Source organism: Flavobacterium cryophilum (assembly GCF_048286555.1).
Lineage (GTDB): Bacteria > Bacteroidota > Bacteroidia > Flavobacteriales > Flavobacteriaceae > Flavobacterium.
The window spans coordinates 60,195-83,317 of the sequence record NZ_JBLVPZ010000009.1 but is presented as its reverse complement, the minus strand read 5'-3'; the positions used below and the strand labels follow the sequence as shown (position 1 = coordinate 83,317).

Below are 23,123 nucleotides of genomic sequence, written 5' to 3'. Positions count from 1 at the left end.
ATTATTTTATGGTTAGTAAAAACCAAATAAAGCTTATAACGAGTTTGCAACAAAAAAAATATAGGATTGCCAATAAATTATTTTTTGCCGAAGGCGTAAAAGGCATTCAGGAACTGCTGGAATCTAAATTTGAATTGGAACATTTATATACAACCCAAGCAGATTTTGAGGAAGTTCCTGAAGCTAGAAAAACGATTGTTCACGAAAGCGAGCTGAAAAAAATCAGCGCATTAGCAACGCCAAATACTTGTTTGGGAGTTTTCAAGATGCCATTGGAAAAACCAATTATTGAAACCGGTTTAATCGTTGCGCTTGACGCTATTCGTGATCCGGGAAATTTAGGAACTATATTGCGTTTGTGTGATTGGTTTGGTGTTAAGCAGTTGTTGTGTTCCAAAGAAACGGTGGATATTTACAATCCGAAAGTGGTTCAGGCGACCATGGGATCCATCGCAAGAGTTAACGTAAATTATATTGATCTAGATGGTTTTATCATAAAAACAGAAATGCCCATTTTTGGTACTTTTATGGATGGAGAGAATATTTATAAATCGGTTTTGCCTAAAAAAGGAATTATTATTATGGGAAATGAGGCTAATGGAGTATCAACAGCACTTGAAAAATTAGTCAAAAATAGACTTACAATTCCTCGTTTTGGTGATCTTCAAAAAACAGAAAGCCTTAATGTTGCCACTGCTACTGCTATAGTATTAAGCGAGTTTTGTCGGGGCTAGTGCTCCGTGTTTCGTTGTTGACGATAGGAACTGAATACAGAGAATAATACGGTAAACCATTCTTTAGTGGAAGGTGAAATTGATAAAGACTGCTCTGGTTTTCAATGATTCTATGTTGCTTGTCCAGGGACTATTTGGGTCTTTATCTCTAATTAATTCGTCATTCATCCCAAAAACACCTCTTATGGAAGGGGAGAATATGAAATATTCTGAAAACAAATCAATTCCAAAACCAATTTCATAATTAGTTGTCCATGGTTTTACTCTAAAGCGTTGTTCTAAATTGTCATCAATTAGTTTAGAATTGCTTGATAAGTTAAGCGTTGCAGATACTCCTCCCAGTAAATACGGACGAATATTTCCAGTTCTAAGGGAGGATAGTTTAACTAATAAAGGAAAATGAATGTAGGTGCTGTTTACTTCCCTCAGCGCATCTCCGCTGTCTGTGAAATTCGGATAATATAAATCTCTTTTTGTATAATAAAGACCAGGTTCAAATCGCAAGTCAATATATTCCTGAAGTTTCAAATCAGCAACTATACCTACATTAAATCCCGTGGTTCTATTTACAAGAATATCAGGTCCTACCGTTTTATAGTCTATTTTAAAATCATAGGAGTTGAATCCCAGATAAAACCCGTAGTACATTCTCTTTTTTTGAAAATTTTCCAAATTAATAATAGGGTCTCTGCTAAATATATTTTTAGATTTTTGAGCATATCCTTTTAGAATAAAAGCAAAAAATAGTAAGACAATTATTTTTCTCATGTTTATGCTGAAATCTTCAGTATTATTTTTTAGAAGCGGAGTAAATTGTAGCCACGCCAAAAGTTTGCGGTAAGGCTACAACATCTATAAACCCAATTTTTCTCAAAATATTGTTTAATGCTTCGCCATAAGGAAATGCGGCGGCAGATTCAGATAAATAACCATAAGCCACTTCGTCTTTAGAGAAGACTTTGCCTATCAGGGGAAGAATGTTTTTTGTGTAAAAATTATAACCTTGTTTGTACGGTGTTTTGTCCGGTACCGAAGTTTCTAAAATTACAAATACACCAGTAGGTTTTAAAACTCTTAAAATTTCGGCTAAGCCTTTTTCTAAATTTTCAAAATTACGTACACCAAAAGCGACGGTTATCGCATCAAAATAATTGTCTTCAAAAGGCATGTTTTCGGAGTCGGCTAAAATCATTTCGATGGTATCGGAAAGCTTTTTTGCAGCAATTTTTTTTACACCTACTTCCAACATTCCTGCAGAGATGTCTAATCCAATGATTTTTTCAGCATTTGTTTGTGCCATCAAAATGGCTAAATCGCCAGTTCCCGTTGCGATATCCAATACAATCTTCGGATTTGATTTAGATACTATTTGTAGCACTTTTTTACGCCATTTTATATCAATACCGAAGGAAATGACACGATTCAAATTGTCGTAATTTCCAGAAATGGTGTCAAACATTTTAGCTACTTGTTCCTTTTTACCTAAAGCTGAATCTTTATAGGGCGTTATTTTTTCTGACATTTTTTTAATTTGTACAAATATAATACAAACTGGATCAACTTAAAATGAGTTTCAAAAATTAGAAACAAGATTTGTATTTAGTTTTTAAAAGAGACTAAAAACTAAAATTTAATTTATTTGAAATATCACTAAAAGTGGGTATTGTAACTCTAGATTTTATTGTACAAATTTGTTATTCAGGAAAATAACCATATTAAATGATTAAAAGAGGATCGATCGACCAAATCAAGTGGATAATTTTAGCGTTTTTTATCTCATTTGTTCTTGTTAGCTGTTTTGAGGGCACTGCTTTACTTAGCAGTGCTGTAGTTAAAGCGCAAAATACGTTCTTAGGATTAAATTTGTTTTTGGAAATTTTAATTTTTTTCGTCTTTAGTACCTTCGTGGTATTTGGTATTAAAGGCTTTTTTGAGATGTACTCTCAGAAAACATCAAATGTTATAATCTTCGTTTCTGGAGTTTTACTAATATTTGTAATTTTTATTTTATGTTATCAAATACTCTTTCAAGAGTAGGTCATCTCTTTGATTAATGGTTAAAAAAAAACATCCCGTAAAAAAGGATGTTTTTTTGTTTTATTTTCTAATGTATGTCTGATATGAATAATCGTAGGCATGCTTTTCGTCTTTCTCATTGAACTCTGAAGCTGTTATTTTCCATTCATCCTCATTAATCTCAGGGAAATGCGCATCGCCTTCAAAGTTGTGATGCACCCGCGTGATTTCTATTTTATCTGTAAAAGGAAGTCCTAATGCATAAATTTCACCACCACCAATTATAAATGTGTCGTCGTCTTTGGGACAAATTGCTAATGCTTTGTCCATACTGTCTACTATGATACAGCCTTCGGCTTGATATTCTTTCTGTCGGGTGATAATAACGTGGGTTCTGTTTGGTAACGGTTTTGAAAAACTTTCAAATGTCTTTCTTCCCATTATAATATGATGTCCGGTTGTTAGGGATTTAAATCTTTGGAAATCATTTGGTAAATGCCAAACCAGCTCGTTGTTTTTACCTAGAGTATTATTTTCGGCAACGGCCGCAATCATTATTATCATAATAGATTTTATGTTATTTAAGGTCGTCGTTGTTGACCTGTGATTCTAATTGGTCGATTTTTTTTTGTTGTAAAGCTACAAGTCGGTCGATTTGTTCTCTTTCCCAATTTTTATTCATAAAGCGATCCGTGATGAAAATTTTTATAAAATGTAAAATAAAGAGGAACAACCATATTGTAATTACCCAAATTGACCAGTGAGAATCTACAGCAATTTCAAAAAATTTATTAGCAATAAATAAAAGCAAACTTCCTAAAACGAAAAGAACAAAATGAAAATACAGTCTTTTTTTCTGTTTAATTCTTCTTCTAGCATATTCATACTGCTCGTGTACTTCTTTTTCCATTGATCAAAATTTAGTGTATAAAGGTAAAATTTATTTTGATAAGTCACTATTTTGCCTGTAGATTATTTAAAGTAAAACGTTTTTTGATTTATGATTAGTTGGTTTAGTTAACCTATAATTATTGAATTATTCATAAATTAACATAGTTGGGTCAATTTTATTAAATCTTCTGGTAGCTATTGTAAGTTCAAATACTTTTGTTTTCTTTGTCTTATAAATCTATAAATGAAACAGTTATGGCAATTAAAAAACAATTCGTTAAAACAAAACCAGTGTGTAAAGTTACTTTTTCGGTAGCTGCAAAGGAGGCAATTCAAGCTTCTGTTGTAGGGGATTTCAATAATTGGAATGTAGCTGAAGGCGCTTTAAGCAAATTAAAAAATGGTACTTTCAAGGGTGTTTTCGATTTAAACAAAGATGCGGCATACGAATTCAAGTACGTAATTGATGGTGCATTTGTCAACGAGCCAGAGGCAGATTCTTTCAAATGGAATGAGTTTGCAGGAAATGAAAACGGTGTTTTAGTAGTTTAACTAAAACACCTTTTTTTTTATTACGTTACACTGCAACACTGCCTTTTATCAAGGCGTGCGGTTCATAGCCTTCGAGCGTGAAATCTTCAAAATCAAAATCGAAAATGTCTTTTATATTGGGATTCAAAATCATTTTTGGTAGTGGTTTTGGCTCACGGGACAATTGGAGTTCGAGTTGTTCAAAATGATTGTTGTAAATGTGTGCGTCACCAAAAGTGTGAATGAATTCCCCTGGTTCTAAGCCGCAAACCTGTGCAATCATCATCGTCAGTAATGCATAAGAAGCAATGTTAAAAGGAACGCCTAAGAAAATATCAGCACTTCGCTGGTACAACTGACATGATAACTTGCCATCAGAAACATAAAACTGGAAGAACGCGTGACAAGGAGGCAAAGCCGCTTTATTGTTGGCTACATTTTCGTCAAATGATTTTGTAGTGTCAGGAAGAACCGAAGGATTCCATGCCGAAACCAACATTCTGCGGCTGTTAGGATTGCTTTTTAGTTCCTTAATAAGTTCTGAGATTTGGTCAATTTCTTCACTATTCCAGTTGCGCCATTGGTGTCCATAAACTGGTCCTAAATCCCCATTGGCATCAGCCCATGCATCCCAGATTTTAACGCCGTTTTCTTGAAGGTACTTAATGTTTGTGTCGCCTTTTAAAAACCAAAGCAGTTCGTAGATAATAGATTTAAGATGCAGTTTTTTAGTGGTAACCATCGGAAAACCTTCATTTAAGTCAAAACGCATTTGATAACCAAATACACTTTTTGTTCCGGTTCCGGTACGATCTCCTTTTTGACAACCGTTTTCCATCACGTGTTGCACTAAATCTAGATATTGCTTCATTGTCTTTTTATTCTATTGTGCGATAAGCGATTGTTAGTTTTTATATATTTTTCCGTCTTTCATTACAAACACGACCTTTTCTAGCGTTTTGATAGTGTTCAAAGGATTATCGTCAACTGCAATAATGTCTGCAAAAAAGGTTTCTTTAATTTGACCTACTTCATTTCCAATACCTAATAACATGGCATTTGTTATTGTCGCTGATTGTATAGCGGCTAATACAGGCATTCCGGCTTCAACCATATATCCAAATTCTTTTGCATTTGTACCGTGTGCAAATACACCGGCATCAGTTCCAAAAGCAATTTTGACGCCTTTTTTGTATGCTTTTGCAAAAGTAGCTTTCAGCTGCGGACCCACTTCTCTGGCCTTAGGAACTACTATGTCAGGATAAAAACCACTAATTTCTGCATTTTTTTCTACTTCTTTTCCAGCCGTTAAGGTAGGAACTAAATAAGCATCATATTTTTTCATTAATTCCATTGTCTCTTCGCTCATAAAAGTGCCGTGCTCAATGGTTTTTATACCACCTAATATAGCTCGTTGCATTCCTTCATCGCCGTGGGCATGAGCAGCGGTAAGCATATTGTAATCCTTGGCTGTTGTTGTGATAGCTTTGATTTCGTCTAAAGTAAACTGTGGATTTTTACCGCTTTTAGCAACACTTAAAACGCCGCCAGTAGCTGTTATTTTAATAACATCTGCACCTTCTTTATAGCGTTCTCGTACTGCTTTTACTGCTTCTTCGGGTGAATTGATTACGCCTTCATGCGGACCGGGGTCGCCTACAAGTTTTCGGTTGCTTCCGTTCGTTGGGTCTGCATGCCCGCCTGTTGTGGCAATTGATTTTCCCGCAGTAAATATTCTGGGGCCTTTTACGATACCTTTATTAATGGCATTTCTTATGGAAATATTAACTCCCGTTCCTCCTAAATCACGTACGGTTGTGAATCCGGCCAGAAGCGTGATTTCTGCACATCGAACTGCCTGAAATGCAATGTCAGCTTCATTGTCTAGATATTTTGACATGTAACTTTTGGTATCGTGCTCTCCTTCAATATGTACGTGTAAATCTATAAGACCAGGTAATACGTACTTGTTTTTCAGGTCAATTTCAATGTCTTCAGGTTTGGCTTTAGATACAAATCCATCTTGTATTTTTGTGATTTTATTTTTAGAAACAACTATGGTGTGGTTGGTTAACTCTTTGCCAGATTGCGTATTTAGAATTTTTCCACAATGTAAATAATAGTCTTGAGAAAATACAACAGTAGAGATAAATAAGGTAACTACAATAAGGGCAAATTTTGGTTTCATAGATTAGTTTTAACCGTTGGGTGTAATTCAATTTGTTTAATTTTTTAACCACATAGAAACATCTATTTTGAAATAATGTAAGGCGTTTCACTTTTTTAAAGGAAACCATAACTATGTGAACCCAAGAATTAGGCTATCCGACTCTTTTTTTCTATGTTTCTATGTGGTTCAATTTTTTTATTTAAGATTAATCGAAATTTTTATTAATTACACCCAACGGGTTAGTTTTATAATAAATAGCAATGAAATGTAAAAAAAGTGCAGCATTAAACTTAGCTGCGTTTTTTAATTGTTTATTCATCAAATAATGCAAGACTAAAAATCAAGATTAAAGTTATCTTTTCGAGATTTCGTCTCTAATTTTTGCTGCTTTTTCATAATCTTCATGTGAAACGGCTTGATCTAACAGTTCATTCAGTTCCTGTAAACTGTGCTTAGAATACGTTTCTCCAGATTGATTGCTTTCTTGTTCACGACCAAAAGTTTCTGGATTAGACAGTACATCGTCGATTTCTTGGGAACCTTTATCGGCATCCAATGGATTCGCTTTCAGGTAAATTCCTGCTTTGTCCAAGATGTTTTTGTAAGTAAAGATAGGAGCATTAAATCGCAATGCCAAAGCAATAGCATCGGAAGTTCTGGCATCTATAATTTCCTCAATTTTATCTCTTTCGCAAATAATACTCGAATAAAAAACACCATCAACTAGCTTGTGAATAATGACTTGTTTGACCACGATGTCAAAACGCTCGGCAAAATTTTTAAATAAATCATGAGTCAGAGGACGTGGAGGTTTTATTTCTTTTTCTAATGCAATAGCAATCGATTGGGCTTCAAAAGCACCAATTACAATTGGTAATTTTCTTTCGCCATCAACTTCATTCAATATCAAAGCATACGCTCCGTTTTGAGTTTGACTGTATGAAATTCCTTTTATGGATAATTTAACTAAGCTCATAATTCTTAAAGTGGGTAAATACAGTGTACTTATTTTTGATAAAAATCAAGTTTCATTATTTGTTAAAAAAAATGCTACTTAAAAGCAAAGATACAAATATCTTGTTTTTATGTAGCATTTAAATCGATTTAATGATTTCCTGTTGTTAGGAATTATGTGCTTTGAAAGCTTTTAATTTCTCAATTAATTGTGGTACAATTTCAAAAGCATCCCCAACAACTCCGTAATCCGCTACTTTAAAAAATGGCGCTTCGGGGTCGTTGTTAATGACCACTTTAACTTTAGAAGAGTTGATTCCCGCTATATGTTGAATCGCTCCCGAAATTCCAATTGCAATATATAAGTTTGTAGCTACCGGTTTTCCTGTTTGTCCTACGTGTTCTCCGTGAGGTCTCCATCCTAAATCAGAAACCGGTTTTGAACATGCCGTTGCAGCACCAAGAACCGAAGCTAATTCTTCGATCATTCCCCAGTTTTCAGGTCCTTTTAATCCGCGACCTGCAGATACAACAATGTCAGCATCAGCAATGGAAACTTTTCCAGAGACTTTCTCAACTGATTCTACTTTTACGCCAAAATCATTATCTCCAATAGTTGGGTTAAAATCTTCTTGAGTTAATGTAGATGCATTTTCAAAAACACCATAAGAGTTTTTGGCTAGGCCTAGTACTTTAATATCAGTGGCAATTTCTGTAATATTGAATGCTTTGTTTGAAAAAGCATTTCTTTTTACTTGAAAAGGCGAAGTGCTTACCGGTAATCCAACAACATTTGATGCATATCCAGCTTCTAAAGCTACTGCAACAAGTGAAGAAAGATAAATACTATCTGTGGTTGATGAAAGTAGAACTAACTTTACGTTTTCTTTTTGAGCCGCTTGTTTGATGACATCAGCGTACGCTTTAGCCGTAAATCCAGATAATTTATCGTTGGTTACTTTCAATACTTTGTCTACTCCGTATTTTGATAATTCTGAAACATCTCCCGCATTTACGGTTACAGCCGTAACTGTAGTTCCTAACGTTTCCGCCACTTTTTTTGCGTAAGAAGCTAATTCGAATGCTACTTTTTTAAATTTTCCTTCTGCGTATTCTGCGTATATTAATATTGACATATTTTTTTATTTTAGTCTTAAAGTTTTAAAGTCTAAAGTCGTAAAGGGAAATTAGTGTAAACTTCTATTCATTTGACTTTTGACATTCAGCTTTTTGACAGTTAGATTACTTTCGCTTCGTTGTGTAATAAATTGATTAATTCATCTAAATTATCGGCAGCAATTAATTTCACTGCTGATTTTGGAGTTGGTTTTTCAAATTTCACTGCTTTTGTATTAACAGTGGCGTCAACAGGCTCTAGAATTGTCAAAACTTTTGTTCGTGCCGTCATTATTCCTCGCATGTTTGGAATGCGCAAGTCTTTTTCTTCAACCAATCCTTTTTGACCACCAATAATTAATGGTAAAGTTGTAGCAACAGTTTCTTTTCCACCGTCAATCTCACGAACTGCTTTTACGCTGGTTCCATCAACAGTAAGGCTAGTGCAAGAATTTAGGAAATTGTATCCCAAAATTCCGGCAATCATTCCAGGAACCATTCCGCCATTATAATCTAATGACTCTTTTCCGGCGATAATTACATCGTATCCGCCATTTTTGATTACCTCGGCAAGTTGTTTGGCAACAAAAAATCCGTCGGCAGGAGCTGCGTTGACACGAATGGCTTCGTTAGCGCCAATGGCTAATGCTTTTCTTAAAGTAGGTTCCGTTTCTGGTCCGCCAACATTGACAACAGTTACTGTTGCACCTTGTTGTTCTTGGAACCAAATGGCACGTGTCAGACCAAATTCGTCATTTGGATTGATTACATATTGTATGCCATTGGTGTCAAATTCAGAATCTCCGTTGACAAAGTTAATTTTTGAAGTAGTATCAGGAACGTGACTGATGCAAACTAATATTTTCATAATTATAAATTTTATTTTTCTAAATTTCTTTTACAAATTTAAAATATTAATTTGAATAATATACTATGCATGCATAATATTTTCACATAACTATTACGTTTTCGTAGCCCGGATAGCAGCGGCATCCTTCCTGTGGCTTCTTTAGTTACAGGAAGATACAGCGTATAGCCGAAAATAGCTCCTGAAAATTATCGCTATAAAACCTGATTAATTTAAAGTAATTTATGCTTTTAAGTGGTTTAAAATATTTATTTTTGCTTTTGGAAAATTAGACACATACAACATATAATATGAGAACGATACAATTTAGAGAGGCCATTTGCGAAGCGATGAGTGAAGAAATGCGTCACGATGAGACCATTTACTTAATGGGTGAAGAAGTTGCAGAATATAATGGTGCCTACAAAGCATCTAAAGGAATGCTTGCTGAATTTGGCGAGAAAAGAGTCATCGATACTCCTATCGCTGAGCTTGGTTTTACTGGGATTGCAGTAGGATCAGCAATGAACGGTTGCAGACCGATTGTAGAATACATGACCTTCAATTTCTGTTTAGTGGGGATTGACCAAATCATAAACAATGCTGCCAAAATGCGTCAAATGACTGGTGGACAATTTAATGTACCAATTGTTTTTCGTGGGCCAACGGCTTCGGCAGGTCAATTAGGAGCGACGCACTCACAAGCATTAGAAAACTGGTTTGCGAATACCCCGGGACTTAAAGTGGTGGTTCCATCTACAGTGTATGATGCAAAAGGATTGTTGAAAGCAGCTATTCGTGACAACGATCCTGTGATTTTCATGGAATCGGAGCAAATGTATGGTGATAAAGGGGAAGTTCCGGATGGTGAATATACCATTCCACTTGGAGTGGCTGATATTAAACGTGAAGGTACAGATGTAACTATTGTTTCTTTTGGAAAAATTATCAAAGAAGCGCATATTGCTGCTGAAGAATTAGCCAAAGAGGGAATCTCGTGTGAAATTATTGATTTGAGAACCGTACGCCCGATGGACTATGAGACGATTTTAACATCAGTTAGAAAAACAAATAGATTGGTAGTTCTTGAGGAAGCTTGGCCTTTTGCAAGTGTCGCTTCTGAAATTACCTATATCGTTCAAGAACGTGCTTTTGATTTTCTAGATGCACCTATTCAACGAATCACAACCGCAGATACTCCAGCGCCGTACTCTCCAGTATTGCTTAAAGAATGGTTGCCAAATGCAAGTGATGTTGTGAAAGCGGTTAAAAAAGTAATGTATAAAAAATAGTCGTTTTGATGAATTTGGTTTTAGATAAAAATTAACAATCAGGACTCTAAATATCGAATAATCAAACGCTCTAATTAACTATATTTGAAACTTCATCAATTTTCTATTTGATGAAGTTTTTTTTTGAATGATTATGAAAAATAATTTTTTGTTTTTTTTGTTTTTTATGTGTGTTGCTGCTAACGCAGTTTTTGCACAAACAAAAGTGAGCGGTATTGTGGTAGATAAATTGAATCAGCCTATTCCTTTTGCAAATGTGATTTTCAGAGATTCCAGCGAAGGAATTGTTACCAATGAAGACGGTCGATTCTATCTCGAATCTCAAAAAACATACACAATTTTAGTTATATCGTCAGTAGGTTTTTCTGAGAAAGAAATTATTTTAGACAAGCCTGTAAATTACAATTTCATAATTCAGCTTAGTGAAGGCGAGAGCTTAAGTGAAGTCGTTGTCTTTGCTGGGAAAACGTCGAAAAAAAATAATCCTGCGCTAGATATTCTTCGGAAAATTTGGGAAAGAAAACGTCAAAATGGCTTGTATTTGTTTGACCAATACCAAATGGAGAAATATGAGAAGGTAGAATTTGATATGAATTCTATTGATAGTGCTTTCATGAAAAGCAAACTCTTCAAAGGGATGGAGTTTATCTTCAATCAAATGGATACTTCAAAGATTACCGGTAAAACATATTTACCCATTTTTGTAAACGAATCACTACACGACGTTTACGGAGATACTAAATTGAAGAAAATTAAAGAAAAAATAAAAGCCAGTAAAACATCCGGTTTTAACGGGAACCAACAGATTCTAACCTTTGTAAAAGATTTATACGCTAACTACGACATCTACAATAACTACTTAACTTTTTTTGACAAAAGTTTCACTAGCCCGCTATCTAAAACAGGGATTGATGTGTACAATTATGTGTTGAAAGACAGTGCGTTTATTGATAAAAAATGGTGTTATAATATTGTGTTTTATCCCCGACGCAAAAATGAACTTACTTTTAAAGGTGATTTTTGGGTCAATGATTCCACATTTGCCATTAAGAAAATTAACATGGCCGTGACCAAAAGCGCCAATATCAACTGGGTAAAAGACATTTATTTAGAACAGGAATTTGAAGTAGTCAGCGATTCCGTATTCTTGTTGACCAAGGATTATTTAATGTCTGACTTTGCTTTAAATAAAAAAGAAAAATCCAAAGGCGTTTACGGAAAACGAACCACTTATTATAGAAATCATAAATTCAATATTGAAAAGCCAGTTTCTTTTTATAAAGATGAGGTCAATTACATGGATGCCGATGTTTTCAATAAATCGGATGAATATTGGAACGAAAACCGATTTGAGAATTTGACTAAGGATGAATTGGGCGTTTATAAAATGCTTGATACGTTGCAAACGGTTAAAAAATTTAAGCAAATTTACAGTACTGTACAGGTTTTGGCGAGTGGTTTTTTACAGTTTGGTAATTTTGATTATGGCCCTATCTTTTCAACTTTCGGTTATAATGATGTAGAAGGTGTTCGATTGCGAGCGGGTGGAAGAACGTATTTTGGAACGAACGACACCTGGCGTATACAAGGTTACACGGCGTATGGTTTTAAGGATGAGAAATTCAAATATGGGTTTTCTGGAAAATGGATGGTCGATAAGAAAAAAAGAATCATTTTGTCTGGAGGCAACAGGCGCGATATTGAACAAATTGGGGCGAGTCTGACTACTACTTACGATATTTTGGGCCGAAGTTTTGCTTCTTCTTCGGTGTTTTCATCAGGGAATAATGGAAAATTGACAAACATCAATCTGAGCAATATTGCAGTGGAAATAGAGCCGATTAAAAATTTAATTTTTCAAACCGGAATTTCCTATCGAACCCTACAATCAGCATCGCCAACTTTTAGTCTGGATTATTACACGGATATAGCAAATGCTGTAACAAAAAGTGATGTGAAACAATCCGAAGTTAACTTTCAGGTAGAATTTACACCTAAAAGAAAAACCATTGGATTTGCTGTAGAAAGAGAAAATGTAGACAGTCCCTACAGTCGCTTTTTTGTCAATTACAGCCATGGTTTTAAAGGATTATTGAACAGCGATTTCAAGTATGACAAAATACAATTGTATTACAAGCAACCCATCATCATTGGGCCATTGGGAAGAACCAACATTATTATGGAAGCAGGGAAAACCTTTGGAACAGTTCCCTTAGGATTGATGAGTGTAATTCCGGGGAATCAAACTTTTTTCCTGCTTGAAAACACCTTTAGCAATCTTAATTTCTATGAATTTGTAGCCGATCAATATGTGACTTTGCAGTGGAATCACAATTTTAATGGCAAACTTTTTTCCAGAATTCCGTTTATGCGAAAACTCAATTGGAGAGAAATCGTTTCCGTAAAAGGGGTTTATGGCAGTATATCGGATGCGAACAGAGCCATCAATGCTTCAGGATTAGTTTACAATGCACCCGAAAAAGGGTATTGGGAATATAGTGCCGGAATTGGGAATATTTTTAAAGTTTTTCGTATCGATTTCGCTTGGCGAGGGAATTATCTTAATACGCCTGATACGAATCGTTTTACTGTAAAAGGTTCGTTTGGATTTAATTTCTAGGAGCTATTCCAGCTGTACACTATATCTTTTTATAAGGCGAAAAAAAGTCGCCTTATAAAAAGGATGCCGTTTCCATCTGGGCTAAAAAACATCAGATTATGCAAGAAGCCATCGACTATCTTTTAGAAAAAGACACCATCTTTAAAGCAATTATAGAACAATACGGGATGCCAGTCATTCCCAAAAGGCCACAAGGTTTTGAAACTTTGGTATTGTTAATCTTGGAACAGCAAGTATCTATAGATTCGGCTAAAGCCACATTTCTAAAAATAAAAACCAGTCAAAAAACGGTAACGCCGGAAATATTATTTTATCTCTCTGATGCCGAATTTAGGAATCTTGGCGTAAGCCGTCAAAAAACGTCTTATATTAAAGCATTGGCAACAGCCCTGTTAAATAAAGAACTTGATTTAGAAAGTTTACCAAACAAATCGGCGCAACAAGTGCGCGAAGAACTTATCAAAATCAAAGGAATAGGAAACTGGACCATCGATATTTACTTGATGTTTTGTCTGCAAGCCCCAGATTTATTGCCGTTAGGAGATATTGCTGTTGTAAATACGATAAAGGAATTGCTGGATATTCACGATAAAGGCGCCATGGAAGCGCACACAATGAAATGGAGTCCCTATCGTTCTTTTGCCACATATTTTTTGTGGCACCATTATTTAAAAAAACGAAACAGAACGGTGGTTTATTAAAGTACGGCGTGGTGAAATTTAATCAAGAGATAACATAAATTTCGTATTGTGTAATCGTATAGTTTCCTTACTTTTGCAACCATAATTATAGATAAGAAAAAACTAAAATGACTGCAGACAAATTAACAACTTTCGATGTCTTAATCGAAATACCAAGAGGAAGTAGAAATAAATACGAATATGATTTCGAAATAAAAAGAATGCGTTTTGATAGAATGTTATTCTCATCCATGATGTATCCGGCTGATTATGGATTTATCCCTGAAACATTAGCTTTAGATGGAGATCCATTAGATGTTTTGGTTTTGGTAAACGAACCTACTTTTCCTGGATGTGTAATGGAAGTGAAGCCTATTGGTGTTTTCCACATGGCGGATGATAAAGGACCGGATGAAAAAGTAATTTGCGTTCCTGTTTCAGATCCAATCTGGAATTCATTAAATGATTTATCCGATATGAATCCACACTTATTGAAAGAAATTGAACACTTTTTCCAAGTGTACAAAGATCTTGAAAACAAGAAAGTTGATGTAGGCGGTTGGGGCGATGTAAATGAGGCGTATGCGATAATCAAAAAATGTACGGAGCGTTTTAATCAAATCGAAAACAAACCAGAAGGATTATTTAGTATTAAATAATTTTACATCATAATTTATACAAAAAGAGCAATATTCTGTTAGGAGTATTGCTTTTTTTGTTTAAATTCGTTTAGTTACATTATTAACTTTAACCAAAAACCAAACTAAAATTATGAATACAATAATGATTTATTTGCCAATAGCCATGGCATTTATTGGACTGGCATTTATGTTTACAAAACGAGCATGGGTTTTAAAACAAGATCCGGGTGACGGTAAAATGAAAGAAATTTCAGATTACATTTATGAAGGAGCATTGGCTTTCCTAAAAGCAGAATATAGGTTATTGACTTTCTTTGTAATTGGAGCAAGCATTGTTTTAGCCGGAATTTCATTTGTCGTTCCTACTACACATATATTAATAGTTGTTGCTTTTGTTTTTGGTGCTTTTTTCTCGGCTTTAGCGGGAAATATGGGAATGAAAATTGCAACAAAAACTAATGTTAGAACCACGCAGGCCGCTCGAACTAGTTTGCCACAAGCCTTAAAAGTTTCTTTTGGCGGTGGAACCGTAATGGGATTAGGCGTGGCGGGATTAGCTGTTTTAGGATTGACGACTTTCTTCATCTTCTTCTTTCACTTTTTTATGAACGGCGTTTGGACTTCTACGGAAGACATGACCATTGTATTGGAAACACTAGCTGGATTTTCTCTTGGAGCAGAATCTATCGCTTTGTTTGCCAGAGTTGGTGGTGGAATTTATACCAAAGCGGCCGATGTTGGTGCTGATTTAGTTGGGAAAATAGAAGCTGGAATTCCAGAAGATGATCCTCGTAATCCAGCCACAATTGCAGATAACGTAGGAGATAATGTAGGCGATGTTGCCGGGATGGGTGCTGATTTATTTGGTTCTTATGTAGCGACAGTTTTAGCGGCCATGGTTTTAGGAAATTATGTGATCAAAGACATGGGCGGAAATATTCAAGATGCTTTTGGCGGAATAGGACCTATTTTATTACCGATGGCAATCGCTGGTTTTGGGATTTTATTTTCAATTATTGGAACAATGGTTGTGAAAATTTCAGATGAAAATGCCAAAGAAGCACAAGTGCAAAGCGCTTTAAACATGGGAAACTGGCTTTCTATTGTATTAACAGCGATTGCGTGTTTCTTCTTAGTACAATACATGTTACCAGAAACGATGAAAATGGATTTCTTTGGCGAAGGCACTAAAGAAATTTCATCCATGCGCGTTTTCTATGCCACAATCGTTGGATTAGTGGTTGGAGCTGTTATCTCATCGGTAACGGAATATTACACTGGATTGGGAACAAAACCCGTTATGGCAATTGTGCAAAAATCGTCAACCGGAGCTGGGACAAATGTAATTGCAGGTTTGGCAACCGGAATGATTTCTACATTTCCAACCGTACTTTTATTTGCAGCAGCGATTTGGACCTCGTATGCATTTGCTGGATTTTATGGTGTGGCTTTGGCGGCTTCGGCGATGATGGCAACAACTGCTATGCAATTGGCAATCGATGCTTTTGGACCCATATCTGATAACGCTGGAGGAATTGCTGAAATGAGCGAACTACCAAAAGAAGTGCGCACCAGAACAGACATCTTAGATTCTGTAGGAAATACCACTGCTGCAACCGGAAAAGGCTTTGCTATTGCTTCGGCAGCATTAACTTCATTGGCTTTATTTGCGGCATATGTAACCTTTACGGGAATTGACGGAATTAATATTTTTAAAGCACCTGTTTTAGCGATGCTATTTGTGGGCGGAATGATTCCTGTAGTTTTCTCGGCTTTAGCCATGAATTCTGTTGGAAAAGCCGCTATGGATATGGTATATGAAGTTCGCCGCCAGTTCAGGGAGATTCCTGGAATTATGGAAGGAACCGGAAAACCAGAGTATGCTAAATGTGTTGATATTTCTACCAAAGCCGCTTTGCGCGAAATGATGTTACCTGGAATATTGACTATTGGTTTTCCAATTGCTATTGTACTTCTGGGTAAATTAGTTTATGGAGATAATAATCAGTTAATCGCCGAAATGCTGGGAGGATATATGGCAGGTGTTACTGTTTCTGGTGTGCTTTGGGCTGTTTTTCAGAACAATGCAGGTGGTGCATGGGACAATGCTAAGAAATCATTTGAAGCGGGAGTTTTAATCAATGGTGAAATGACCTATAAAGGTTCTGATGCGCATAAAGCTGCCATCACTGGTGACACTGTAGGTGATCCGTTCAAAGATACTTCTGGACCATCGATGAATATTTTAATTAAATTGACCTGTTTAATAGGTCTTGTAATTGCCCCAATTTTAGGAAATGGAAGTCATACTATTTCGGATAAAGCACCTTTTCGAGCAGCAACTGAAATGGTTTCTAAAGAAGTTACGATCGAAAAAACCAATGTTGATGGAAAAGTAAAAGCTACTATTAAAACAAATATAAACGGGAAAGAGGATATCCAAAATTTTGAAGGAACCGATGCCGAAGTTCAGGCAAAAATTGATGCTTTGAAATAATTAAACGTTATATAAATAAAATGCCTCGCAGTTGCGGGGCATTTGTTGTTTGAAATCATGAGACTATTGTTCTAATGCATATTCCTTAATTAAAGTTGAAGCGGGAATATGAAGTGTTTTTGTTAAAACTCTAATTTGTTTAATAGTTAAAGCTCTTTTGCGTTTAAAAATTTCAGTTACTCTAGAACGACTATTTAAAATGACTCCTAAATCAGCATCTGTAAGACCGTTTTGTTCCATCATGAACTTAATCGCTTCAATTGGGTCTGGCTCAGGGATAGAATAATGTATTTGTTCATATTTTTCTACAAGAGTGACTAGAATATCTAATTCATCACCTTCATTTGTATTTGGTTTAGCATCAAAAAGAATGTTTATTCTGTCTAAAGCTAAATCATAATCTTTTTCTGTTTTTATAGGATTTATTTCCATTTTTTATAAGTTTTTAATGTCTTCCAAATTATCATATTCAGGATGAGTTCCAATAAATAAAATATAGACAATTTGTGTTGCATAATTAATTTTTACGATTAATCGATAATGATTCCCACAAATATTAAATACGACTTTGTTGTTTCCAATAAAATCAGCTGAACCAAAAATTGCTTTTATAGTATTAGAATTGGTGAAACTGTTTTTGTCAATGACCTGATACCAAGACAATAATTGCTGTTTTGAGTTTGGATATTGCTCCCAAAAATTTTGTAACGTTCTTTTAGCGATTATTCTCATACATTATTTTCTATGTCAAAGATAGCTGAAAATTCCCTATTTGGGAAAAATAATTTTTATGTTTTAATTTATACTCATTGAGTTGTAAAACAAATGTAAATTTTTGGAAATCATCATAAAACAAAAAATGCCTCACAATTGCGAGGCATTTTTTGTTTTATTTATTTTTTGCTCCTTCTCCTTCGGAGAGGGTTGGGGAGAGGATTCTAAAACAATCCATTTAATTCCGCATCGATGCGGTTAAAAATAGTTCCTAAATCTTCGGGATTGTCAACAAAATTAATGTTATCCACATCAATGATTAATAGTTTTCCTTTGTCATAAGTTTGAATCCAACCTTCATAGCGTTCGTTCAATCGGCTTAAATAATCAATGGATATTGAGTTTTCGTATTCGCGACCTCTTTTGTGTATTTGTCCCACTAAATTAGGGATAGAACTTCTTAAATAAATCAATAAATCAGGTGCTTTAACCGTAGATTCCATTAATTCAAAAAGAGAAGAATAATTCTGGAAATCACGATTGGTCATTAAGCCCATTGCATATAAGTTTGGAGCAAAAATATGCGCATCTTCGTAAATAGTTCGGTCTTGAATGATTTTTTTACCGCTTTCACGAATTTGCATCACCTGACGAAAACGACTATTCAAGAAATAAATTTGTAAATTAAACGACCAACGTTCCATTTGATGGTAAAAATCATCTAAGTATGGATTGTCAACTACATCTTCATAATGCGGTTCCCACTTGAAATGTTTCGCTAATAATCGAGTTAAAGTTGTTTTTCCAGAACCTATATTTCCTGCTATTGCTATATGCATTACGGTATTGTGATTTTATAATTTGTAATTCCTTTTGATGTAAAAATAGATAAAATTTGGTCCTTGTAATAAAATTTTTTAAACGTTTTTTCTGAAATTTTAATTTCAGTTTTTTTACCTTTTTCCAAATCATATAAAGTCAAAATAGCATCCTTGGAATAAATAAACTGACTCTCATTAATAATTACAATGGAATCAAAATCAGGAATTATTCCCTTTGTTGTTATTTTTCCAAAAATATCACAAGTGTACCAATTATTTTTCGTGTCAACCCAATGGAAGGCATTAAAATCTGAAGAATAATTTTTGATGCTTTCGGTAAAAGGAACTGAAATGGTCTTGTATTCCTTGTTTAAATAATCATAAAGTCCCAGTTGCTGATTCATGCTGTTGTAAATCCACAACTGATTCATTGATGCGATTCCAATTGCAGTAGCTACGATTGGAATTATGTTTTCTGAAAAATTTATTTTTTGAATTTCATTTAATTGGTTATCCAATACGATAACAGTATTGAAATTTTCGTAAAATAAAATAATTTTTAGTGGGTTTTGTAGGTCAACTTTGGTGATTTTGCCCAAAGAAATATTTTTATATTCTAAAGTATCGTGCGTATTAATTTTAGAAAAAACATTGTTTTTAATGGTGTAATAAAAACCAAAAGAATCGTATCCTAAAAACTGATCTCCATCAAAACCAATAAAATCTATTTCAAGAGCAGTTAGTTTTTGGTTCTGGCTTGATACAACTGAAAACGAGGCGATAAATAGTAATAACACTAATTTTTTCATGAAAGCGAAATTACAATTAAACCTTCTACAATTATGGGTGTCATACTATTATTTTAACAGAATGCTTGTAACAAAAACAGTATTTCCCAGTCTTATTCACTAAAATCCAAAAGTATGTATAAAGTAATTTTCACATTAGTAATAGCGGTTGCATCATTTATGGGACTTCACGCTCAGGAATTTCAAGGAATGGCGGTTTACGAATCAAAAACAAGCACATCCGATTTTAAAACACGAATGGAAGGAAATAAGGAAATGACTCCGGATATGCAAAAAAGGATTGAGGAAAGTATGAAAAAAATGTTCGAAAAAACATACATTCTTAATTTTGATAAATCGGCATCGATATACAAAGAAGAAGAAAAACTAGAAACTCCAGGTCAAAATGGTGGTGGAATGCGAATGATGATGTCTATGACGGGCGGCGGCGGAACGTATTATAAAAATGTAAAAGACAAGTCGTATACCGTTGATAAAGAGTTTATGGGGAAAGAATTTCTAATAAAAGATTCCCTGCCTAATTTACAATGGAAAATGGAAAGTGAAACTCGTGTTATTGGTGGATACAATTGTTTTAAGGCTACTGCCGTGCGTGTTGCAAGTAAAACTGATTTTAGAAATTTCAGACCCAAAAAAGAAGATGCCACAACAACAAAACCAGCGGATGCGGCCAAGAAAACAAATCTTATGGATGCTTTAGAGATGCCTAAGGAAACGATAATTACAGCGTGGTATACTCCGGAAATTCCAGTGAATCAAGGACCGGAAAATTACTGGGGATTGCCAGGTTTAATATTGGAAGTGAATGACGGTAAAACGGTTATTTTATGTTCGAAAGTGGTTTTAAATCCTAAAGTTAAAACAGAAATAAAAGCGGTAACGAAAGGAAAAGTAACGACTCAAAAAGAATTTGACGAAATCGTAGTGAAAAAAATGGAAGAGTTTAGAGATATGAATCAAGGACGTGGAGGAAATGGCGGAATGAGAATGAGAATTGGAGGATAATAATACGCCAAATCAGAATTAAAATCAATAGTATAAGATTACATCCATAATTCCTAAATGAAAAATACAGTACTTATTGCCCTATTTCTTATTACCTCAATTTCCTTTTCGCAATCCGTTAAATTAGAAGGACTCATAACCGATTCCAAAATTGTTGGGCTTGAAATGGCCAATGTTATGGCGGTAAATAAAGCCACAAAAGCTATGGATGCCTACGCCATAACAAATGACAAAGGAAAGTTTGTGCTTAATCTAAAACCAAATACTTCGTATAGCTTAAAAATCAGTTATCTGGGAATGCAGAATAAAGAGTTGGAAATCACCACAACTTCAGAAAACAGCATTAAAAATATAGCGCTTGAAGAAGGCGGAATTGAATTGGATGGTGTCGAAATTGTTCGTGAAATGCCGGTTTCGATAAAAGGAGATACCATTGTTTATAATGCTGATTCTTTCAAATCCGGTACCGAACGAAAACTGGAAGATATTCTGAAAAAATTACCGGGAGTTGAGGTCAATGCCGATGGCGAAATCGAAGTCGAAGGGAAAAAAGTCTCTAAATTAATGGTGGAAGGGAAAGATTTTTTTGATGGTGATACAAAGCTAGGGGTCAAAAATATTCCTGCGGACGCCATTGATAAAATCCAGGTGTTGCGCAATTACAGCGAAATTGGTGCGCTAAAAGGAGTGGAGAACAATCAAGATAATATCGCGATGAATATCAAACTTAAATCAGGGAAGAAAAATTTCTGGTTTGGAGATATGACCGCTGGAATTGGAGTAGCGCACGAGGAAAGTCGGTATTTAATTAACCCAAAATTATTTTATTACAGCCCAAAATACAGCATTAACGTAATCACGAATTTTAATAATATTGGAGAATTGCCGTTGACGGTTCAGGATTATTTTAAATTCACGGGCGGTTTTAGAGGCTTGATGCAAAAAGGCGGTTCCAGCTTTAATGTGTCGTCAAATGATTTAGGAATTTCACTGCTTAGAAATAACCGAGCAAAGGAAATCGAGACTAAATTTGGAGCTACAAATTTCTCTTATAATGTAAATAAAGCGTGGACTTTAAGTGGTTTTGGAATTCTTTCCTCTTCGCTAACGGATTTAGAAACGAAGTCACAAACAAATATTTTACAGCCTAATTCTTCTGAAATTCTCTCAACTGAGAATCGTCAGGAAACCGCAAACCAAAAAAGTAATTTGGGATTATTCAAGTTGAGCTCCAGCTATAAACCAACTACGAAGTTTCAATTTGATTATGATATATTGGCTAAATTGTCCAAACAGGACGAGAATAATTCGTTATTGAGAGAGTCTATTGTTAGCAATAATGCTACAACTGAAAATATCAATACGATAAAAAATCAAGATCCAATCTCAATAAATCAAAACTTGAGTTTATATTACACGCAAAGCGACAAGAATATTTTTGCGTTCGAAATGCAACATTTGTACCAAGAAGAAGATCCTTTTTATAATGCGAATTTGAGATCCCAGCCTTTTAGTTTGGCGGGATATGTTTCGGCACAAAACAGAAATAACATCAGCCAAATTCGCTTTGTGAAAACCAATAAGATTGACGCTAAACTGGATTACTATTACATGGTGACCCCAAAAAGCAACATCAATGTGACGTTAGGAAATACGTTTTCCCGTCAAAATTTTGATTCGCATATTTTTCAAATTTTGGATAACCAAACAGTCAATAATTTGACTGATAATAGTAATAGAAATGATGTGACTTATAATTTCAACGATACTTTTTTGGGTCTGCATTATAAAATATTAAGCGGTAAATTCACTTTTACACCAGGTGTAAGTCTGCATTCCTATAACATGACAAATCAGCAATTAGAAAGTAGTACCAGTCAGAATTTCTTTAGAGCGTTACCAGATTTATTGGCGATTTATCAAATCAAAAAATCGGAAACATTGACCTATAATTTTTCGTACACCAATAATTTTACTGATATCAATCAACTTGCCGAAGGATTTATTTTTTCAAATTACAACAGTTTGACAAAAGGAAGCCGACTTTTAGAAAACGCCACTGCCCAAGTTCATTCGCTGCGTTACTTTAAATACAACATGTTTAATTTTGAAAACATTACTGCTTTTGCTACTTATTCGAAAAGAGTAGACGCCATAAAAACCCGAGCCGTATTCAACGGAGTCAATCAAACGTCATCACCTTTCAACTCTGATTTTGCCGATGAAACACTGTCAGGAATGGGCTCTTACGGACGTTCTTTTTTGAAGAATTACAAAGCCTCTTTGGCAGCTTCTCTAAATTGGTCTAAATTCAACAACATTCAGAATAATGTGTTCTCAACAAACGAGAGTTTTACTCAAAACTACACCTTTAAAGCGGCTACGAATTACAAAAACTTGCCCAATCTGGAATTAGGATATAATTTGATTACGAATGACTACAATAATGCTACGTTTTACACAGAAAGACCTTTTGCAAAACTGGATTATTTCTTTTTAAAGAGCTTCTCATTCGTAACTGAATGTGAGTTTTATCATTATTACAATAACAGCAAAACAGTCGATAATCAATATGATTTCTTGAGCGCCAGTTTGATTTATCAAAAGAAGGGCAGCAAGGTAGAATATAAAGTAAGCGGAACTAATTTATTAAACACCAGTTCATTAAATGATGATAATTTCAGTCAGTTTGCCACCAGAACCTCGCAATATACCGTTCAGCCACGGTATATAATTTTTTCTTTAAAATATAATTTGTAGGAGCTAATCCTGCTGTACATTGCAA

Annotated in this window: 22 protein-coding genes; 9 read left to right on the top strand and 13 right to left on the bottom strand. The window is 34.8% G+C overall.

What is annotated here, in order from left to right; all coding sequences use genetic code 11:
* Window positions 1-8: 8 nt before the first annotated feature.
* On the top strand, window positions 9-734 hold the full coding sequence (locus ACNQGJ_RS13210) for a TrmH family RNA methyltransferase (RefSeq protein ID WP_417973502.1): 726 nt from the start codon (window positions 9-11) through the stop codon (window positions 732-734).
* Between the two features lie 63 nt (window positions 735-797).
* Here the strand turns inward: ACNQGJ_RS13210 and porT are convergent, their stop codons facing one another.
* The 4 genes from porT to ACNQGJ_RS13190 form a co-directional block, all read right to left on the bottom strand.
* On the bottom strand, window positions 798-1,502 hold the full coding sequence (gene porT, locus ACNQGJ_RS13205; protein WP_417973504.1) for a type IX secretion/gliding motility protein PorT/SprT: 705 nt from the start codon (window positions 1,500-1,502) through the stop codon (window positions 798-800).
* 22 nt (window positions 1,503-1,524) lie between these two features.
* Window positions 1,525-2,256, bottom strand: coding sequence for a bifunctional demethylmenaquinone methyltransferase/2-methoxy-6-polyprenyl-1,4-benzoquinol methylase UbiE (gene ubiE / locus ACNQGJ_RS13200; RefSeq protein WP_417973506.1), 732 nt, complete (start codon window positions 2,254-2,256; stop codon window positions 1,525-1,527).
* A gap of 575 nt (window positions 2,257-2,831) precedes the next feature.
* A complete protein-coding gene (locus ACNQGJ_RS13195; RefSeq protein ID WP_417973508.1) occupies window positions 2,832-3,314 on the bottom strand; it encodes a dihydrofolate reductase in 483 nt (160 codons plus the stop codon).
* Between the two features lie 13 nt (window positions 3,315-3,327).
* Window positions 3,328-3,660 carry a 2TM domain-containing protein gene (locus ACNQGJ_RS13190; RefSeq protein ID WP_417973510.1) on the bottom strand — a complete coding sequence of 111 codons (333 nt, stop codon included), beginning with the start codon at window positions 3,658-3,660 and terminating at the stop codon, window positions 3,328-3,330.
* Between the two features lie 236 nt (window positions 3,661-3,896).
* On the opposite strand from ACNQGJ_RS13190, the gene ACNQGJ_RS13185 reads away from it, so the two are divergent.
* Window positions 3,897-4,193: an isoamylase early set domain-containing protein gene (locus tag ACNQGJ_RS13185; RefSeq protein ID WP_417973512.1), complete on the top strand. Its 297-nt coding sequence runs from the start codon at window positions 3,897-3,899 to the stop codon at window positions 4,191-4,193.
* A 25-nt stretch (window positions 4,194-4,218) separates the two neighbouring features.
* Here ACNQGJ_RS13185 and ACNQGJ_RS13180 read toward each other — a convergent pair whose 3' ends face one another.
* The 5 genes from ACNQGJ_RS13180 to ACNQGJ_RS13160 form a co-directional block, all read right to left on the bottom strand.
* Complete coding sequence (locus tag ACNQGJ_RS13180; protein ID WP_417973514.1) at window positions 4,219-5,043, bottom strand: thymidylate synthase; 825 nt, start codon at window positions 5,041-5,043, stop codon at window positions 4,219-4,221.
* 33 nt (window positions 5,044-5,076) lie between these two features.
* The gene (locus ACNQGJ_RS13175; RefSeq protein ID WP_417973516.1) at window positions 5,077-6,360 is read right to left on the bottom strand and encodes a metal-dependent hydrolase family protein; all 1,284 of its coding nucleotides are present in this window, start codon (window positions 6,358-6,360) and stop codon (window positions 5,077-5,079) included.
* A 334-nt stretch (window positions 6,361-6,694) separates the two neighbouring features.
* Complete coding sequence (locus tag ACNQGJ_RS13170) at window positions 6,695-7,318, bottom strand: bifunctional nuclease domain-containing protein (RefSeq protein ID WP_417973518.1); 624 nt, start codon at window positions 7,316-7,318, stop codon at window positions 6,695-6,697.
* 145 nt (window positions 7,319-7,463) lie between these two features.
* On the bottom strand, window positions 7,464-8,432 hold the full coding sequence (locus ACNQGJ_RS13165) for an electron transfer flavoprotein subunit alpha/FixB family protein (protein WP_417973520.1): 969 nt from the start codon (window positions 8,430-8,432) through the stop codon (window positions 7,464-7,466).
* Between the two features lie 101 nt (window positions 8,433-8,533).
* Window positions 8,534-9,280, bottom strand: coding sequence for an electron transfer flavoprotein subunit beta/FixA family protein (locus tag ACNQGJ_RS13160; RefSeq protein ID WP_417973522.1), 747 nt, complete (start codon window positions 9,278-9,280; stop codon window positions 8,534-8,536).
* 290 nt (window positions 9,281-9,570) lie between these two features.
* On the opposite strand from ACNQGJ_RS13160, the gene ACNQGJ_RS13155 reads away from it, so the two are divergent.
* The 5 genes from ACNQGJ_RS13155 (at window position 9,571) to ACNQGJ_RS13135 (ending at window position 16,989) form a co-directional block, all read left to right on the top strand.
* The gene (locus ACNQGJ_RS13155) at window positions 9,571-10,551 is read left to right on the top strand and encodes a pyruvate dehydrogenase complex E1 component subunit beta (protein WP_417973524.1); all 981 of its coding nucleotides are present in this window, start codon (window positions 9,571-9,573) and stop codon (window positions 10,549-10,551) included.
* Window positions 10,552-10,684: 133 nt separating this feature from the next.
* Window positions 10,685-13,171 (top strand): DUF5686 and carboxypeptidase-like regulatory domain-containing protein, encoded by a 2,487-nt coding sequence (locus ACNQGJ_RS13150; RefSeq protein ID WP_417973526.1) that lies wholly within the window; start codon window positions 10,685-10,687, stop codon window positions 13,169-13,171.
* Window positions 13,172-13,269: 98 nt separating this feature from the next.
* The gene (locus ACNQGJ_RS13145) at window positions 13,270-13,872 is read left to right on the top strand and encodes a DNA-3-methyladenine glycosylase family protein (RefSeq protein ID WP_417973528.1); all 603 of its coding nucleotides are present in this window, start codon (window positions 13,270-13,272) and stop codon (window positions 13,870-13,872) included.
* Window positions 13,873-13,979: 107 nt separating this feature from the next.
* Window positions 13,980-14,510: an inorganic diphosphatase gene (locus ACNQGJ_RS13140; protein WP_417973530.1), complete on the top strand. Its 531-nt coding sequence runs from the start codon at window positions 13,980-13,982 to the stop codon at window positions 14,508-14,510.
* A gap of 112 nt (window positions 14,511-14,622) precedes the next feature.
* Entirely contained in the window at window positions 14,623-16,989 is a 2,367-nt protein-coding gene (locus ACNQGJ_RS13135; RefSeq protein ID WP_417973532.1) for a sodium-translocating pyrophosphatase, read from the top strand.
* A gap of 63 nt (window positions 16,990-17,052) precedes the next feature.
* Here the strand turns inward: ACNQGJ_RS13135 and ACNQGJ_RS13130 are convergent, their stop codons facing one another.
* The 4 genes from ACNQGJ_RS13130 to ACNQGJ_RS13115 all read right to left on the bottom strand — a co-directional run bounded on the left by ACNQGJ_RS13130 (window position 17,053) and on the right by ACNQGJ_RS13115 (window position 19,333).
* A complete protein-coding gene (locus ACNQGJ_RS13130; protein WP_417973534.1) occupies window positions 17,053-17,421 on the bottom strand; it encodes a helix-turn-helix domain-containing protein in 369 nt (122 codons plus the stop codon).
* Between the two features lie 3 nt (window positions 17,422-17,424).
* Window positions 17,425-17,721 (bottom strand): type II toxin-antitoxin system HigB family toxin, encoded by a 297-nt coding sequence (locus ACNQGJ_RS13125; RefSeq protein WP_417973536.1) that lies wholly within the window; start codon window positions 17,719-17,721, stop codon window positions 17,425-17,427.
* A 206-nt stretch (window positions 17,722-17,927) separates the two neighbouring features.
* Complete coding sequence (locus ACNQGJ_RS13120; RefSeq protein WP_091204248.1) at window positions 17,928-18,542, bottom strand: deoxynucleoside kinase; 615 nt, start codon at window positions 18,540-18,542, stop codon at window positions 17,928-17,930.
* On the bottom strand, window positions 18,542-19,333 hold the full coding sequence (locus tag ACNQGJ_RS13115; RefSeq protein ID WP_417973538.1) for a hypothetical protein: 792 nt from the start codon (window positions 19,331-19,333) through the stop codon (window positions 18,542-18,544). The genes ACNQGJ_RS13120 and ACNQGJ_RS13115 overlap by 1 nt, the downstream gene beginning before the upstream one ends.
* A 114-nt stretch (window positions 19,334-19,447) precedes the next feature.
* Here ACNQGJ_RS13115 and ACNQGJ_RS13110 point away from each other — a divergent pair, with 114 nt between their 5' ends.
* Together ACNQGJ_RS13110 and ACNQGJ_RS13105 are read left to right on the top strand one after the other, a co-directional pair.
* Entirely contained in the window at window positions 19,448-20,338 is an 891-nt protein-coding gene (locus ACNQGJ_RS13110) for a GLPGLI family protein (RefSeq protein ID WP_417973540.1), read from the top strand.
* 57 nt (window positions 20,339-20,395) lie between these two features.
* Window positions 20,396-23,098 carry a carboxypeptidase-like regulatory domain-containing protein gene (locus tag ACNQGJ_RS13105; protein ID WP_417973542.1) on the top strand — a complete coding sequence of 901 codons (2,703 nt, stop codon included), beginning with the start codon at window positions 20,396-20,398 and terminating at the stop codon, window positions 23,096-23,098.
* Window positions 23,099-23,123: the final 25 nt, after the last annotated feature.

What these genes read in the sequence shown, in the direction of transcription:
- ACNQGJ_RS13210 (WP_417973502.1), top strand. Translation starts at nt 9, where the DNA reads ATGGTTAGTAAAAACCAAATAAAGCTTATAACGAGTTTGCAACAAAAA.
- porT (WP_417973504.1), bottom strand. Translation starts at nt 1,502, where the DNA reads ATGAGAAAAATAATTGTCTTACTATTTTTTGCTTTTATTCTAAAAGGA.
- ubiE (WP_417973506.1), bottom strand. Translation starts at nt 2,256, where the DNA reads ATGTCAGAAAAAATAACGCCCTATAAAGATTCAGCTTTAGGTAAAAAG.
- ACNQGJ_RS13195 (WP_417973508.1), bottom strand. Translation starts at nt 3,314, where the DNA reads ATGATAATAATGATTGCGGCCGTTGCCGAAAATAATACTCTAGGTAAA.
- ACNQGJ_RS13190 (WP_417973510.1), bottom strand. Translation starts at nt 3,660, where the DNA reads ATGGAAAAAGAAGTACACGAGCAGTATGAATATGCTAGAAGAAGAATT.
- ACNQGJ_RS13185 (WP_417973512.1), top strand. Translation starts at nt 3,897, where the DNA reads ATGGCAATTAAAAAACAATTCGTTAAAACAAAACCAGTGTGTAAAGTT.
- ACNQGJ_RS13180 (WP_417973514.1), bottom strand. Translation starts at nt 5,043, where the DNA reads ATGAAGCAATATCTAGATTTAGTGCAACACGTGATGGAAAACGGTTGT.
- ACNQGJ_RS13175 (WP_417973516.1), bottom strand. Translation starts at nt 6,360, where the DNA reads ATGAAACCAAAATTTGCCCTTATTGTAGTTACCTTATTTATCTCTACT.
- ACNQGJ_RS13170 (WP_417973518.1), bottom strand. Translation starts at nt 7,318, where the DNA reads ATGAGCTTAGTTAAATTATCCATAAAAGGAATTTCATACAGTCAAACT.
- ACNQGJ_RS13165 (WP_417973520.1), bottom strand. Translation starts at nt 8,432, where the DNA reads ATGTCAATATTAATATACGCAGAATACGCAGAAGGAAAATTTAAAAAA.
- ACNQGJ_RS13160 (WP_417973522.1), bottom strand. Translation starts at nt 9,280, where the DNA reads ATGAAAATATTAGTTTGCATCAGTCACGTTCCTGATACTACTTCAAAA.
- ACNQGJ_RS13155 (WP_417973524.1), top strand. Translation starts at nt 9,571, where the DNA reads ATGAGAACGATACAATTTAGAGAGGCCATTTGCGAAGCGATGAGTGAA.
- ACNQGJ_RS13150 (WP_417973526.1), top strand. Translation starts at nt 10,685, where the DNA reads ATGAAAAATAATTTTTTGTTTTTTTTGTTTTTTATGTGTGTTGCTGCT.
- ACNQGJ_RS13145 (WP_417973528.1), top strand. Translation starts at nt 13,270, where the DNA reads ATGCAAGAAGCCATCGACTATCTTTTAGAAAAAGACACCATCTTTAAA.
- ACNQGJ_RS13140 (WP_417973530.1), top strand. Translation starts at nt 13,980, where the DNA reads ATGACTGCAGACAAATTAACAACTTTCGATGTCTTAATCGAAATACCA.
- ACNQGJ_RS13135 (WP_417973532.1), top strand. Translation starts at nt 14,623, where the DNA reads ATGAATACAATAATGATTTATTTGCCAATAGCCATGGCATTTATTGGA.
- ACNQGJ_RS13130 (WP_417973534.1), bottom strand. Translation starts at nt 17,421, where the DNA reads ATGGAAATAAATCCTATAAAAACAGAAAAAGATTATGATTTAGCTTTA.
- ACNQGJ_RS13125 (WP_417973536.1), bottom strand. Translation starts at nt 17,721, where the DNA reads ATGAGAATAATCGCTAAAAGAACGTTACAAAATTTTTGGGAGCAATAT.
- ACNQGJ_RS13120 (WP_091204248.1), bottom strand. Translation starts at nt 18,542, where the DNA reads ATGCATATAGCAATAGCAGGAAATATAGGTTCTGGAAAAACAACTTTA.
- ACNQGJ_RS13115 (WP_417973538.1), bottom strand. Translation starts at nt 19,333, where the DNA reads ATGAAAAAATTAGTGTTATTACTATTTATCGCCTCGTTTTCAGTTGTA.
- ACNQGJ_RS13110 (WP_417973540.1), top strand. Translation starts at nt 19,448, where the DNA reads ATGTATAAAGTAATTTTCACATTAGTAATAGCGGTTGCATCATTTATG.
- ACNQGJ_RS13105 (WP_417973542.1), top strand. Translation starts at nt 20,396, where the DNA reads ATGAAAAATACAGTACTTATTGCCCTATTTCTTATTACCTCAATTTCC.